The sequence below is a fragment of the Chitinophaga nivalis genome (genome assembly GCF_025989125.1).
GTDB lineage: Bacteria > Bacteroidota > Bacteroidia > Chitinophagales > Chitinophagaceae > Chitinophaga > Chitinophaga nivalis.
On record NZ_JAPDNR010000001.1, the window covers coordinates 8,324,280 to 8,338,146 of the forward strand.

The following is a 13,867-nucleotide window of genomic DNA, read 5'->3' on the forward strand; positions in this document are numbered from 1 at the left end:
CGCTGATATCGGTTGTGCAGATCATTCATCAGCCACTAAAAAATATAATAACTGCAGTTACATATTATTTTAACCCCGGATCATAGTCATCTCACATTTTACCGCTGTTTCCCATACAGAAAATGTAACCGCGATGTGTTAATTTACCTGCTTATTCAGTAGCATTTTCCAAACAAATTGTCAACCAATGGCCCTCATTACAATCACCCGGTTCCGTACTGTCATCCTGAAAACGGTATTTTTATCAGCCGTTATTACCGGTGTTCTTCCTTGTCATGGCCAGCAACCGCTGTCACCATCTGCCAAACAAACAACGATTCCGGCTACACCGGTCCGCTCCATCAATCCTGCCGACACGGCCTTTTCCGACCTGCAGGCATTCCGGCAGGCTGTTGGCAACGCCCGTATCGTACTGCTGGGCGAACAGACTCACGGTGAAGCCACAACGTACGAAGCCAAGATACGGCTCGTTAAGTTCCTGCATCAGCAAATGGGTTTCGAGGTACTGGCTTTTGAAAGCGGGTTCTATGACTGCGCCCGGATCTGGGAAAACACGCAGAATGGCGCAGCACTTTCCAAAGAAATAACGGGCAGCCTGTTTTACATGTATGCCACCAGCAAACAGATGGCTCCTTTGTTCGACTACCTGCAGTCTACCGTCAACAAGCCCCGCGAACTAACGGTAGCTGGTTTTGAAAGTCAGCACTCAGGTGCTAAAGCCCTTAATGACTTGTTTCCTGACTTTGAGCGGTTCCTGCAACAAAAACATCCTGACCTGCTGCAACAAAATTGGGGATTGTTCAAAAACTTATCTGTAGCTACCTTCAAATCGCGCGATAATCGTCCGGACACCGGGGATATCCGCCTTTTCAACGAGAAGCTGCAGGTACTGCAGCAAACATTGGCCAAAGATCCTGCTGGCAGCAGTAGTCACCTGTTGCAGGTATCCGGCTTCTGGCTGCAGGTGGTTAACAGCATTGCTTCGCAAACCAGCCGGTACTGGGGAAATGTGAGCGGTAATGAATTAAGTGTGCGGGATCTGCAGATGGCGGAGAACCTGATATGGCTGGCAGAGAAAGCCTATCCCGGTAAAAAAATCATTGTGTGGGCACATAATATCCATGTTGCCAAAAGCACCAGTGGGCTGATACCTCCTGATGATAATACCCGCGCTTTCCTCTCCACTTTCAAACCGATGGGCGCCACAGTTAGTGAGCACTTTGGTGCTAAGGCCTATGTCATTGGTTTTACCAGTGCGGCCGGCACCTTTATGGATTATGTCAGCGGTAAAATATTGCCTGTTCCCGCTTTAAAACCGGGGAGCCTGGAAGCACATTTAGCCGCTACGGGTCATCGCTGGTCTTTTACGGATCTGCGGAGAAAATCACCGGTATTGCAGCAGCCTTTAGCTTCTGCCCTATTTGATTATAGCCCGGCTACCGGCATCTGGCCTGCTGTATATGATGGCCTGTTTTTCATCAAAACTGCTGCGCCTGTGGCCAGATAAAGACGACTGTCCCGGCCGGCGATGGTACGGCCGGGATATTAAATTATCGCCGGTCTTTCGTGCATCGGTGTAAATTTCCCTAACTTAGCGACACCATTAAAAGGCTGAGTATGATTACGGATCTGTTCACAAATGCGACCGGACGGCTGCGGCTTGTCGCATTCCTCGAAGGGCTTTCATTCCTCTTATTGCTGGGTATCGCCATGCCGCTGAAATATATGGCAGATATGCCGCAACCGGTTAAAATGATCGGTATGGCACACGGCGTACTCTTTATCCTATATTTTATACTGGTCATCAACAAAAAAATAGATGATCAATGGTCATTAGGCAAAATGTTTCTGGCTATACTGGCGGGGGTAGTACCTTTTGGCACCTTCTACGTAGATGCGAAATGGTTAAAGCCAGCCAAATCATAATTACCGGATTTATTTTTTTCGGGAGATGATCACCGCGGATATGCTATGCCGGATTACACGCCGACAGGTCATTATGTCTATGGTTATCAATAAGGTTTAACAGTAAGATAACTTTGCCGGTTGCTTATTTATCTTTCAATTTGCAGTAATAGCTGATACAGATCCATGAAGTGTATGCCGGTATCAACCAGGCATGCCGGCTGTATGGCGATCCATAAACTACAACTGATATGAAACGTGTTGCACTATTATTACTGGGTGGAAGTTTGTTGCTCCTGCAGGCAAAGGCGCAGCAAAAAACGGATGTGCAGGCGCATCGCGGTGGTATGGCCCTGATGCCGGAGAACACCATCCCGGCTATGCTGAACGGCTTAAAACTGGGCGCCCGTACCCTGGAGCTGGATTGTATTATTACTGCCGATCAAAAAGTAGTGGTATCGCACGATGCGTATATGTCAGCAGAATTTATGCGCTACCCCAACGGAACGGATATTTCCAAAGCAACCGAAAAAAGCCTGGCACTTTACGGGATGACCTACGACAGCATCCGGCAATACGATGCGGGTAGCAAACCACATCCCCGTTTTCCGCAGCAGGTAAAAATGAAGACTTATAAACCACTGCTGTCAGCACTGATAGACAGTGTAGAACAATACATTCAGCAACACCACCTGAAACCGGTCAACTACAACATAGAAACCAAAAGCGATCCTGCGGGAGATGGCATCTATAATCCTGCTCCGGCAGTATTCGTCGCCTTGCTGATGGCTGTGATTGAGGAGAAAAAGATAGCAGACCGGGTGACTATACAATCATTTGATCCCAGAACCTTACAGGTATTGCACCAATCCAATCCCCGCCAGAAAACAGCGTTGCTGGTAGGTAACCGGGAAAGTTTTGCTGCTAATATCGCGAACCTGGGATTTACGCCAACGGCTTACAGTCCTAACTTCCAGCTGGTAACACTGGCATTGGTAAAAGAAGCGCATGCAAAAAAATGTGTTGGTATTACCCTGGACGGTAGATGAAGAAGCTGATCTGAAGCGAATGCTTTCTTACGGCGTAGACGGTATCATTACCAACAGTCCTGACAGGTTGATCAGGCTGGTGGGAAGCTACCAGCAATAAGCACAACTATGAATGTCCCATATTTCAAAACGGTTGCTGATGTTCTATCGGCAACCGTTACTTTTTAAAAGCACCAGTAAGCGATGGCTGCGCCCCCTATTCCCATCCCCAATATACCTCCGATGATACTGGCTACGGCATCCATCACATCATAATGCCCGATACCTGTCACCAGTGAAAACAATTCAAATCCGTAACTCACACCCAGCACTATCAGGAAGACCGCCCCGCTTGCCCATACCGGATATGCCGGCCATATGCCCCAGGCGATGCTTTCCAGTACCGCCCCCATGGCGATACCCACAAAAAAGTGTTTCCATTTATCGGGGGCTATTTTATATCGCATATATCCAGGTAATGGTTGATGTACTACAATGATACAACATCCCGCTATTCTTCCCGGAATTCATCCAGGGTCTTTTTTACCAGTTTCTCGTACTTGCCGTAATTGGCATTCACCCATATTTCCGTAGCTACCAGTACTGCCAGTACCATGATCCCAAAACCACTGCATAAGAGGGCGATCGTACGTTTGGGCATCATGCCCGTTTGAATCATATTGATTACACGCCCCTCCCGGCTCATCACCACCATCATGATTACCAAAAGCCCCAGTGGCAACAGCGAATAAGTGAAAGCCTTATACAACTCCACATGCAGTTTGATATCGTAGTATACCCCGTAGAGGTTATCCCGGGAATTCAGGGTATTGGTGCTTAATCGTTTGTAGAAATGATAAAACTTAAAAAAGTAATATGCCGTAATCAGGATCATAATAGCATATACCGCATAGAAAGGCACATAAAAGATAGGCGCCAGCTGTAAAGCATTGGGAGCAAATCCAATCAGAATAATAGCGATAAGCTGTATATAAAATTCATTCCGCATATTTTTCCGGATCTTTTCTACCGGCATTTGTGCACCTTTCATCCGGGTAATGGTGTCTGGCACTTTTATATGACCGGCGTCTTCATTGTTCCAGGCTGATTGAATATCATCAAAATTCATATCCTTGTTGTTTAATCAGTTCTTTTAATTTGTGTTTGGCTCTGTTGAGTTTCGTTCTGGCATTTACTTCTGTGATCCCGAGGTTTTCTGCAATCTCCCGGTGGGAGTAATTTTCCAGGTGATAAAATACCAGTGCTTTTTCCAGTCGTTCCAGTTTTTGTACTGCTTTGTAAAAATGTGCCAGCTGCAGTTCTTTCGTAGCGTGCCCGCTATCTTCCATGGGTAGGTGTTCGGGTATAGTATCGGTGGTAGGCAACTGGCGTTTTTCTTTTTTCAGGAATACGATAGCCGTGTTGAGTGCTACGCGGTACATCCAGGTAGAAAAGCTGCTTTGCCCGTGAAACGAATCATAAGATTTCCAAAGCTGGTAAATGATTTCCTGCATGAGATCCTGTTGATCATCGGGTGCATCCATATACATTTTGGAAATCTTATGAATAATTCCTTTGTGCTGTTCGATCAGATCAAGAAATGCTTTCTCTTTATTTTTCAAGATACAGGTACTTTATGCATTAGTTCATGATGGGCCTTACGGTATAACCTTTTGCCTGCAACATCCCCAGTATACCGTGTTTGCCGCTCAGGTGCGCTGCTCCCACGGCGAAGAAGTTACTACCTTTTTTCATCATAACCGGCATTTTTTCCGCCCAGTTTTTATTTCTTACTTCCAGCATCCAGTACAGGGAGTTGTTGTCCATAAATTTATCCTCGGTAAGCTCTTCGTGCAGGGCGGATAAATTTTCCTGTTTGTAATCTTTCACCAGCTGATCCATCATGCCTTTATACTGATCATATACTTTCATCTGCTCAATGGAAAAAGAATCTGAATAGGATTTTTCATAAAAGCTCATTTGCTCCTGTACTGTTTCCAGGGTAAGGAAAGGCATATTCCTTTCTTTGGACATTTTCAGTAATTCTGTTTCATAGTACTTCATGGTTGGACAGGCAAATGTTTTTATCACCAGGAAACTACCAATGGAGGACAACTTCAACGTTTCCAGTTGTTGCAGGGAAACGCCTGCTTTGAGTTTCAGAATAGAGTCCACAGTAGCAAATTGGGCAGCTGATAACCTTTTGCTTTGCGGTACGGCAGACATACTGCCTTCCTGCATCGCTTTCATGGATTCCGCAGAAAAAACATCCGCTTCTACCACATAGTTATCGGCTTTCTTTAAGGCTTTTTTCACTTTGTCTTTTATCTCAAAATCATCTTCGCAGATCATATGTATGGTACCGAATACGTAGGAGGGTTTTTTAAGGCCGTTGCCGCTGATTTCCCATAATAAGGAGTTAGCGGCAGGTGGTGCAGGCGTCTGAGCATTTGTGGCAGTACAGAACAGGGTAATAGCTGTGAACGTAGTGGCGGCAATACGGTGGAATATGTTTTTCATGTTGCTTGTTGTTTTTCGTTTCATCGTTAGTATACGGTGAAGTGAATTCGTTACAGCTTTTTTGATTTTTTTCTCAAAATAGGGTAATTGTTCAGTCTGTCTTTTAAGCCTGAGTCCGAAAACCCTTTATGGTGGCTCATCTTCCCTCCACCTTTCCTCTTGTTCATTTTATTCATTTTATTCAGCTAGATAATTTTGTTCATTTTAGCCTTTCCATTTCCGTTTTCTTTTATGCGCCGTTTTATATATAAATTACTCTGCAGTATGAAAGTCTGATCTACCGGATCGTTTCCTAACTCTTTTTCTGTGAAAGCACGGTATGGCTCAACAACTGACAAATCCCCCACACTTTTACACCCTGGATGCAATTAGAGGGGTTGCAGCGATCATAGTGGTTTTATATCATTGGCAATTATTTTATTACGCAGGTGATATATATGTGCAAGGCGGGTATGAAAAAACACAATTACCGTGGTATCCGTACCTCGCCGTATTTTATACCAACGGTATGGTAGCCGTAGACCTGTTCTTCCTCTTATCAGGATTTATCTTCTTCTGGCTATATTCCAATAAAATATTCACCGAAAAAACATCTTTCCGCAATTTCATGGGGTACCGGCTCACCCGCCTCTATCCCATACACATCGTTACCTTGCTGTTTGTAGGCTTCCTGCAATGGATCATGCTCCGCAACAGCGGTCACTTCTTTATCATCCAGTATAATGATGGCTACCATTTTCTGCTCAACCTCCTCATGATGCAAAACTGGGGATTTGAAAAAGGCGCCTCCTTTAATGGCCCTTCCTGGTCGGTATCAGTAGAAGTGTTCCTCTATGTACTTTTCTTTATCATTTGCCGGCTGGGCATGCAAAGAAAAATATGGCTGCTGATACTCCTGATCCCACTTGGCGCCCTCCTCCAGTACTATACCCTGTTGGGCAAAGGTGTTTACTCCTTCTTCTATGGAGCGCTCATCTATTATTTATACACCTGGCTGCTGCAACACAATAAGGTGAATACCTACCTCCCGGCCATTACCATTGTAACCCTCGTTCTATGGGTATTCCTTTTCGTAGAATATAAATTCTCCTATATACAATCCACCTGGTTACATACCATGAAGGAAGTGTTACCCGATAAAGATGAAAAATTTGCGCTATCCACCTATGGTGTGTTCCGTAATCTCTTTTTCAGAACCACCGTTTCACCGCTTACTATTTTAGCCCTGGCACTATGGGAAACGAAAAAAGGCATGATACATAAAAACTGGGCGGCATTGGGGAATTGCAGTTATGCGATCTACCTGCTGCATTTTCCACTGCAAATAATCTTTGTTCTCATAACAGACAGCTTCGGTATCAGCCGTCAGGTGTTGCATAGTCCGTATGTCATGTTGTTGTTCTTCCTGATCCTGCTACCGGTCAGTTACTTTACCTATTACTATTTCGAATTCCCCGCGCAGCAATTACTCCGGCGGAAATTCCTGAAGAAAGAAACGAGTCATTTAAACATAATAGACGCAAAGTTACCGATCTGAAAAATTTCGTAATACAGCTGCCCCGCAGCTGACTTTCTGAAACATCCGGCTTATACCGGCAGCATCAGCCAGTTTCCGGCCATGATGCCTGCCCATCATACAGCACCGGAATTGTGTCATTAATTATACAATATGGGATCAAGAAACTACTTACCAATCCTTCTATTACTGGTTGTTATATTTACAGGATGCTCCAGTACCAGGAAACTCACCTATTTCAATGACATCGCTAAAATTACCGGCACCGATTCCGTCAACCGGCCCTCTCAATTAAAAGTACAACCCGGTGACATCTTGCAGATTACCATTACGACCATCGATAAAGATGTTTCCCTTCTCTTTAATCCGAATATCGGCAGCACCACTACCGCCGGCAACAACATTGAACAGGGATACCTGGTAGACAGCAGCGGCAACATCACCCTTCCGGTAATCGGTAAAGTGTATGTAAAAGATAAAACCACCACCACCATTACGTCCGAAGTAGCAGCAGAACTGGCAAAAAACATCCGTAACGCATACGTATCTACGCGGCTGATCAATTTCCGGGTATCTGTACTCGGCGATGTGGCCCGCCCCGGCTCGTATAAGGTAACGGCAGAACGGGCTACCCTCCTGGATGCATTGAGCATGGCCGGAGACCTGAATACCACTGCCCGGAGAGATGATATTATGATTATCCGGGAAACAGACGGTATTAAAACCTATACCTCTCTCAATCTCAATGACAGCAAAACATTATCATCTCCCTACTATTATCTCAGCAATAATGATGTTATCTATATTAAACCCGGTCCTAACAGACCTTTCGCCACCTCCAGAACGATACAGCTGCTGCCTGCGATTTTAAGCCTTATATCACTTGCAACGACTATTATCATTCTCAGTAAATGATCCGTACGCATATGAACCAGCAAAAAAATAACAATAATAAAAGCAGTGTATTGGATGTCAACGATCTGTTTCAGAAAGTTGTTTTCCATTGGCCTTTATACATTATTATTATCGCAGCCGCCATTGGCGGGGCTTTCATTTACCTGAAATACAAAAAGCCGCTGTACATGTCCAGCGCCAAACTGTACCTCAAGGATGAAAAGAAAATGGGCGGCGAAGAAGCAGATGTACTGAAATCATTGTCCATCTTCAAAGAGGGAAAGAACATTGAAAATGAAATGGAAGTACTGAAATCGCCCATACTCCTGGAACAAACCATCAGTAAAAACGGCTTCAATGTACGGTACTATAAAAAAGGGACCGTCAGCGATGAAGAAATCTACGACAACCGCCCTTTTACCATTCAATTCCTGACAGATAGTTCTAAAGTAGGCAACTACGTCCTGGATGTAAAGCAGGAAAACAATCAGCTGTATGTAAAATATACCGATAAAAACAATGATTCCAGCGCCCAGCTAAATGTACAATCCGGGCAGGCTTTTACCATTAAAAAAGATCAGTTCCGCATTGTCAGTCATCCGCCGTATACAGCGGCAGGCAACAGCACCTACCGCATCCGGATAGACTCTATCATGGAACTGGCCTATGAAAAAATGGATGAAATAGGTACTACCCTTGTTAACCGCGATGCGACCGTGGTACTGGTCACCTATGAAGATCCCGTGCCGGAAAGAACTGCTCATTTCCTCAACTCACTGCTAAATACCTATAACGAATACACGCTGAACGATAAAAACAGGGTGGCCTATAAAACCATTCACTTCCTCGCTGTACGCATCGACTCCCTGAAAGAAGAACTGGGACTATTAGAACAACAGGAAGAAAGCTTCAAGGTACAACGGGGTATTACCGATATCTCTGCCAGCTCCAAACTGGCGCTGGAACAGGTAAAAGAAGCAGATGTACGTCTCAATGAAGCGAACATGCAGTTATCGGTGATCAACCAGGTGGAAAACTTTATTACCAACCCCTCCAATGATTACCCGTTTGCACCGGTAGCCGGCAACATCGATCAAACACTGACGGCCATGATCAACCGGTATGAAGAAGCGCTCCGGGAAAAAAGACGCTTATCTTTATCGCTCCAGCCCAACAGTGTGATCCTGCAGAATGTGGACGCCCAGATTGCAGACGCCCGCAAAACCATCAAAGACTATATTTCCGGCTATAAACGTAATGCCGGTATTGTACAGCAAAACACCCAGCATAAGGTAAACCAGATACAGGGCCGGATTGCCAATATCCCCGCCTATGAACGCGAATACATCAATATTAAAAGACAACAGGGCGTGAAGGAAACCCTCTATCTCTACCTCCTGAAAAAGAAGGAAGAAGCAGCGGTATCTTACGCCAGCAACGTGATAGACAATAAAATCATTGCACCGGCATTTATACCTGCCAAACCCATTGCCCCTAAAAAATCACTGGCTTTCATCAGCTTCATCATTGTAGGACTATTACTGGCCAGCCTGTACATCTACATAAAATATTTCCTGAACCCTCGGGTACTGAGTAAAAAAGAAATAGAACAGGTATTTTCCCTGCCGGTTATCGCAGAAATTTATCAGCAGGATGAAGGCGCCCGCGACCTTTCTCTCCAGAACCGGTCTGTATTACTGGAACAGATCTTTAACCTGCGTACCAACCTGAAGTTCCTGCTAACGGAGCAAAGTGGTACGTCTACGATTCTGCTCACCTCCAGCATTTCCGGAGAAGGCAAAACATTCCTCTCTGCGCACATCGGTAATTCCCTGACCGTCAGCAATAAAAAAGTAGTACTGGTAGAGCTGGATCTGCGCAAGCCCAAGCTTTCTCACTTCCTGGGTATGGACCATAATACCGGTATCACCAACTATATGGTGGGCAATAATACAATCGATGAAATCATCAAAAAAGTACCCGGCACCGAAGGGTTGTACCTGGTATCTTCCGGTCCTATCCCACCCAATCCGATAGAGCTGATAGAAGGGCAACGGATGCTGCAACTGCTGCAGATACTGAAAGAGAAATTCGATTACGTGATCATCGATACGTCTCCGATCGGTATTGTGTCCGACGCTAAAAGTATTGCCCCTCATGTAGATTGTACCTTATTTGTGGTGCGCTACAATTTCACGCTCAAGTCTAAACTGATTCCTGTTTCAGAAAATATCAAAGGCAGCTTTTTCAAAAAGGCAGGCATTGTTTTCAACGGCATCGAGCAGGATACCTTCTACCCTTACTATTACTATGATCAATATAGCTATACAGAAAACAAACAGCAAACTACCAGCTGGTTGTCATTGTTTAAAAAAATAGGTAAACGCATTGCATAAAGTATTTGAAAATAGTGGTTGGCTACTGATAGATAAGCTGAGCAAATTATTCCCTGGCCTGATCATACTGGCATTGATTGCCAGACAGCTGGGACCGGAAGCATTTGGCATCTGGAACTACGCTATTGCCCTTACCACCATTGCCGGCAGCATAGCGGTACTGGGTATGGATAAGGTAGCTGTCAGGGAATTACTTCACCGGGAACAGCAGCAATCTTCCATTGTGGCTACGATCCTGCTGATGCGGATAACAGCAGCTGGTATCAGTATGCTGGCCAGCATGGTGTACGTAGCCCTTACCCGTCCCGGACAGCCACTGTACCTATTTTGCACACTTTTCTGCGCCATCAATATCGTACTGCAGTCATTTGATGTTTTTGATTATTTCTATCAGGCAAAAGATGATATCAAAAAGGTAATCATTCCGAAAGTAGTGGTATTTGTATTGTTCTGTGTGATCAAACTGATCGTGGTATTGTTCCATGCTACCCTTTTTACATTTCTATGGATCTCTTCCCTGGAACTGGTGATCACTTACCTGATCATTGTAATCGGCTATGGTGTTCGCTACACACCGCATTTTTTCTCCCAGCTGGATATTTCCCTGGGAAAAATGTTGCTGCAACAGGGATGGCCACTGATATTTTCCAGTCTCGTAGTAGTATTGTTTGTAAAGGTAGATCTCCTGTTGCTGGATGCGTTGAGCAGTTCGGCACAACTGGGCGAATATGTAGTAGCAGCCAGGATTTCGGAGCTATGGTATGCGATTCCCACAGTGGTGTCTACGGCTATATTACCAGGGCTGATCCGTAAACGGAGCGATAGCCAGACTACTTACCTGCAGGCACTGGAACAATGGCTACGGCTGTCGTTCTGGGTCAGCACTGCTATTGCCTTACTGGTTACCTGCACCGCCCACCTGATTATATCCTTGTTGTATGGCAGTCAATATGAGTACGCGGCTTATATTCTGATGATACACATCTGGGCCAGTATCCCGGTTTTTCTGTGTGCAGTACTGGTACAATATCTCATCATTGAAGGCAAATACAAAATCTGCCTGTATGGTAATATAGCCGGCCTGCTGGTAAATGTGAGCCTCAACCTGGTACTGATCCGGCATTATGGCGGGGTAGGCGCCGCCATTTCCACGGTAGCCGCTTACTTCACCGTATTTGGCATGCTGGTCATACTGGATAAAAGCAGACAGGGGTGGTTGTTCACCAGCAGGATGCTGCAACCCGCGACCGCTTTTGCCGATATCAGACAGGCGCATACCGGCTTCCGGATGTTTGCGGCGAAATTTTTATCCGTCAACCCTAAAAGTCCCGTAACGCATGAGTAGTATTAAAACGATAGCATCCCGGCTGGCCTCCCGCTTTTTTCCGCAGTTCAGGTACAGCGTACGTGCCTATAGCTCGGAAGGGGAAGATCTCATCCTGAAAAGGATTTTCCATAATAAAACCAAAGGGATCTATGTAGATGTAGGCGCCCACCATCCGTTTCGCTTCTCCAATACCTACCTGTTTTACAAGATGAACTGGACCGGTATCAACATCGATCCGATGCCAGGCTCACGGGCTTTATTCAACAAATACAGGCCCATGGATACCAACCTGGAAATAGGCGTATCAGCAGAAAGACAGCACCTCACCTACTGTATTTTCAACGAACCGGCCCTCAATACTTTCTCCCTGGAGAAAGTAAAAGAGTATACCCAGGCGCCGCAATACCGCGTCATACGGGAGAAGAAAATCGAAACCTGGCCGCTGGCGGATATCCTTGACCGTTACCTCACCGGCGATACGCCTATTGATTTTCTGACCATTGATGCAGAAGGCCTGGATATGGAAGTATTACAATCCAACAACTGGCAGAAGTACCGGCCGGCTTATGTATTGGTAGAATCCCAGCCCTTTGAACTGTCTCATATCGACGATAGTGCATTGTGCCGGTATATGCAGGAAATAGGCTATGCTATTTTTGCCAAAACCTATTACACTTACTTTTTTAAAAACATGAGAAACGAATATGCCGGGAAGTAAGTTATATGTTCAATATGGATGCGGGCCCTTTTCCGCACCGCCACGCTGGGCTAATTACGATGCCTCTCCTACCCTCCGTATTCAGCAACTGCCGGTAATCGGCAAGCTGCTCCGGAAAAGGATGCATGTCGCCTTCCATCCCGATATCATATTGGGAGATATTATCAAAGGCCTGCCAGGCGTTGCGGCCGACTCCTGTGATGGTATCTATTGCAGTCATGTGCTGGAACACCTTTCCTATACAGATTGCGTTACCGCCGTTAGGAATACCTTCCGGCTCCTGAAGCCGGGTGGCTACTTCCGCTGTGTAGTACCCGACCTCGAAGTGGCCGCCAAAAGATATATCGACAACCTCGACGGCAACGACCGGCAGGCCAATATCAAATTCATGGAAGAAACATTGCTGGGCAAACAACACCGAACACGTGGTTTCAAACAAATGATCCAGGGAGCTTTCGGCAACAATGCCCATCTCTATATGTGGGATGCCCTCTCCCTGTCACATATACTGGAAGAAAACGGATTCAAACAAGTAAGAAGATGCCGGTTCAATGATTGTCCGGATGAAATGTTCAGACTGGTGGAAGAAGAAAACAGATTCAATAACGCCGTGGCATTGGAGGCCACCAAATGATGTTACAGACACCCGTTTTACTACTCATCTTTAACCGGCCGGAACAAACCATGCAGGTGCTGGAACAGCTGCGATTTCAAAGGCCGCTGCAATTATTTATTGCAGCAGATGGCCCCCGGATCGACCGGCCCGGAGAAGCACAGTTATGTCAGCAAACCCGGCAACAGGTGCTGGCAGGCATCGACTGGCCCTGCGAAATAAAAACCATGTTCCGCATGAACAACGTAGGATGTGGTAAAGCCGTGAGTACCGCTATCAACTGGTTTTTTGAACAGGTACCGGAAGGTATTATACTGGAAGATGACTGTGTGCCCGATCCTACCTTCTTTTCCTTTTGCAGTGCCATGCTGGCACGCTACCGGAAAGATGATACAGTCCTGCATATCAACGGCAGCAATTTTCAGGCGGGTATTCAACGGGGAGAAGCGTCCTATTATTTTTCGCGGTATGCACATATCTGGGGTTGGGCTACCTGGCGCCGGGCCTGGCAATACTACGACTTCTCCCTGCAACGTTATGCGCACGCTTCCAGGGAAGGCCTCAATCAACGCCTGCAGCAAGAATTACAGGCCATCTATGAAAAACGTATCGATACCTGGGATATACAATGGTTCATGAGTGTATGGTTTAATGAGGGCCGTGCCGTTACCCCGGCAGTAAGCCTGATCAGGAATATCGGCTATGGCAAAAATGCGACGCATACCAAACGTATTCCCGGATGGTTCAGAAAAATCGTATACGGGTCTGTACCGGTAATCACGCATCCCGCCACCACCAACATTTCAGCGGCAGCAGATCTGTTTACCGCCAATACCTTGTTTCAGTCAGATGGTTTCACCTTTACTCTCAAAAAAATCATCCGGAATAATGTGTTGCTGTACAATTTATACAAACGCATTTCATGAGCAACAGGGTAACCTGTAACTGCT

The 13,867-nt window shown here is 45.7% G+C and carries 15 protein-coding genes; 11 read left to right on the forward strand and 4 right to left on the reverse strand.

Annotation, left to right across the window (positions count from 1 at the left end; translation table 11 throughout):
* The first annotated feature begins 187 nt into the window (after nucleotides 1-187).
* The 4 genes from OL444_RS30775 to OL444_RS30790 all read left to right on the forward strand — a co-directional run bounded on the left by OL444_RS30775 (nucleotide 188) and on the right by OL444_RS30790 (nucleotide 3,054).
* Nucleotides 188-1,507: an erythromycin esterase family protein gene (locus OL444_RS30775; protein WP_264726833.1), complete on the forward strand. Its 1,320-nt coding sequence runs from the start codon at nucleotides 188-190 to the stop codon at nucleotides 1,505-1,507.
* A gap of 110 nt (nucleotides 1,508-1,617) precedes the next feature.
* Nucleotides 1,618-1,926 carry a DUF3817 domain-containing protein gene (locus tag OL444_RS30780; RefSeq protein WP_264726832.1) on the forward strand — a complete coding sequence of 103 codons (309 nt, stop codon included), beginning with the start codon at nucleotides 1,618-1,620 and terminating at the stop codon, nucleotides 1,924-1,926.
* Nucleotides 1,927-2,156: 230 nt separating this feature from the next.
* A complete protein-coding gene (locus tag OL444_RS30785; protein WP_264726831.1) occupies nucleotides 2,157-2,954 on the forward strand; it encodes a glycerophosphodiester phosphodiesterase family protein in 798 nt (265 codons plus the stop codon).
* Nucleotides 2,914-3,054 (forward strand): glycerophosphodiester phosphodiesterase family protein, encoded by a 141-nt coding sequence (locus OL444_RS30790; RefSeq protein WP_264752049.1) that lies wholly within the window; start codon nucleotides 2,914-2,916, stop codon nucleotides 3,052-3,054. Before OL444_RS30785 ends, OL444_RS30790 begins: the two co-directional genes overlap by 41 nt.
* A gap of 64 nt (nucleotides 3,055-3,118) precedes the next feature.
* On the opposite strand, the gene OL444_RS30795 is transcribed toward OL444_RS30790, so the two are convergent.
* From OL444_RS30795 to OL444_RS30810, 4 genes are read right to left on the reverse strand one after another with little or no spacing between them, the layout of a single operon-like run.
* Entirely contained in the window at nucleotides 3,119-3,400 is a 282-nt protein-coding gene (locus tag OL444_RS30795; RefSeq protein WP_264726830.1) for a hypothetical protein, read from the reverse strand.
* 44 nt (nucleotides 3,401-3,444) lie between these two features.
* Nucleotides 3,445-4,062: a hypothetical protein gene (locus OL444_RS30800; RefSeq protein WP_264726829.1), complete on the reverse strand. Its 618-nt coding sequence runs from the start codon at nucleotides 4,060-4,062 to the stop codon at nucleotides 3,445-3,447.
* The gene (locus OL444_RS30805; protein WP_264726828.1) at nucleotides 4,052-4,555 is read right to left on the reverse strand and encodes an RNA polymerase sigma factor; all 504 of its coding nucleotides are present in this window, start codon (nucleotides 4,553-4,555) and stop codon (nucleotides 4,052-4,054) included. Before OL444_RS30805 ends, OL444_RS30800 begins: the two co-directional genes overlap by 11 nt.
* A gap of 19 nt (nucleotides 4,556-4,574) precedes the next feature.
* Nucleotides 4,575-5,453 (reverse strand): TraB/GumN family protein, encoded by an 879-nt coding sequence (locus tag OL444_RS30810; RefSeq protein WP_264726827.1) that lies wholly within the window; start codon nucleotides 5,451-5,453, stop codon nucleotides 4,575-4,577.
* 319 nt (nucleotides 5,454-5,772) lie between these two features.
* On the opposite strand from OL444_RS30810, the gene OL444_RS30815 reads away from it, so the two are divergent.
* The 7 genes from OL444_RS30815 to OL444_RS30845 all read left to right on the forward strand — a co-directional run bounded on the left by OL444_RS30815 (nucleotide 5,773) and on the right by OL444_RS30845 (nucleotide 13,843).
* Nucleotides 5,773-6,990: an acyltransferase family protein gene (locus OL444_RS30815; RefSeq protein WP_264726826.1), complete on the forward strand. Its 1,218-nt coding sequence runs from the start codon at nucleotides 5,773-5,775 to the stop codon at nucleotides 6,988-6,990.
* A gap of 132 nt (nucleotides 6,991-7,122) precedes the next feature.
* On the forward strand, nucleotides 7,123-7,884 hold the full coding sequence (locus tag OL444_RS30820) for a polysaccharide biosynthesis/export family protein (RefSeq protein WP_264726825.1): 762 nt from the start codon (nucleotides 7,123-7,125) through the stop codon (nucleotides 7,882-7,884).
* Between the two features lie 11 nt (nucleotides 7,885-7,895).
* On the forward strand, nucleotides 7,896-10,259 hold the full coding sequence (locus OL444_RS30825) for a GumC family protein (RefSeq protein WP_264726824.1): 2,364 nt from the start codon (nucleotides 7,896-7,898) through the stop codon (nucleotides 10,257-10,259).
* Nucleotides 10,252-11,604 (forward strand): flippase, encoded by a 1,353-nt coding sequence (locus OL444_RS30830; protein WP_264726823.1) that lies wholly within the window; start codon nucleotides 10,252-10,254, stop codon nucleotides 11,602-11,604. The genes OL444_RS30825 and OL444_RS30830 overlap by 8 nt, the downstream gene beginning before the upstream one ends.
* Nucleotides 11,597-12,304, forward strand: a complete 708-nt coding sequence (locus OL444_RS30835) for an FkbM family methyltransferase (RefSeq protein ID WP_264726822.1) — start codon at nucleotides 11,597-11,599, stop codon at nucleotides 12,302-12,304. The genes OL444_RS30830 and OL444_RS30835 overlap by 8 nt, the downstream gene beginning before the upstream one ends.
* Nucleotides 12,291-12,938, forward strand: a complete 648-nt coding sequence (locus tag OL444_RS30840; RefSeq protein WP_264726821.1) for a class I SAM-dependent methyltransferase — start codon at nucleotides 12,291-12,293, stop codon at nucleotides 12,936-12,938. The genes OL444_RS30835 and OL444_RS30840 overlap by 14 nt, the downstream gene beginning before the upstream one ends.
* Nucleotides 12,938-13,843 carry a hypothetical protein gene (locus OL444_RS30845; RefSeq protein WP_264726820.1) on the forward strand — a complete coding sequence of 302 codons (906 nt, stop codon included), beginning with the start codon at nucleotides 12,938-12,940 and terminating at the stop codon, nucleotides 13,841-13,843. Before OL444_RS30840 ends, OL444_RS30845 begins: the two co-directional genes overlap by 1 nt.
* The last annotated feature ends 24 nt before the right edge of the window (nucleotides 13,844-13,867 follow it).

Coding starts and splice junctions, on each gene's coding strand:
- OL444_RS30835 (WP_264726822.1), top strand. CDS start 11,597: ATGAGTAGTATTAAAACGATAGCATCCCGGCTGGCCTCCCGCTTTTTT.
- OL444_RS30845 (WP_264726820.1), top strand. CDS start 12,938: ATGTTACAGACACCCGTTTTACTACTCATCTTTAACCGGCCGGAACAA.
- OL444_RS30810 (WP_264726827.1), bottom strand. CDS start 5,453: ATGAAAAACATATTCCACCGTATTGCCGCCACTACGTTCACAGCTATT.
- OL444_RS30825 (WP_264726824.1), top strand. CDS start 7,896: ATGAACCAGCAAAAAAATAACAATAATAAAAGCAGTGTATTGGATGTC.
- OL444_RS30815 (WP_264726826.1), top strand. CDS start 5,773: ATGGCTCAACAACTGACAAATCCCCCACACTTTTACACCCTGGATGCA.
- OL444_RS30820 (WP_264726825.1), top strand. CDS start 7,123: ATGGGATCAAGAAACTACTTACCAATCCTTCTATTACTGGTTGTTATA.
- OL444_RS30795 (WP_264726830.1), bottom strand. CDS start 3,400: ATGCGATATAAAATAGCCCCCGATAAATGGAAACACTTTTTTGTGGGT.
- OL444_RS30785 (WP_264726831.1), top strand. CDS start 2,157: ATGAAACGTGTTGCACTATTATTACTGGGTGGAAGTTTGTTGCTCCTG.
- OL444_RS30780 (WP_264726832.1), top strand. CDS start 1,618: ATGATTACGGATCTGTTCACAAATGCGACCGGACGGCTGCGGCTTGTC.
- OL444_RS30800 (WP_264726829.1), bottom strand. CDS start 4,062: ATGAATTTTGATGATATTCAATCAGCCTGGAACAATGAAGACGCCGGT.
- OL444_RS30790 (WP_264752049.1), top strand. CDS start 2,914: ATGCAAAAAAATGTGTTGGTATTACCCTGGACGGTAGATGAAGAAGCT.
- OL444_RS30775 (WP_264726833.1), top strand. CDS start 188: ATGGCCCTCATTACAATCACCCGGTTCCGTACTGTCATCCTGAAAACG.
- OL444_RS30840 (WP_264726821.1), top strand. CDS start 12,291: ATGCCGGGAAGTAAGTTATATGTTCAATATGGATGCGGGCCCTTTTCC.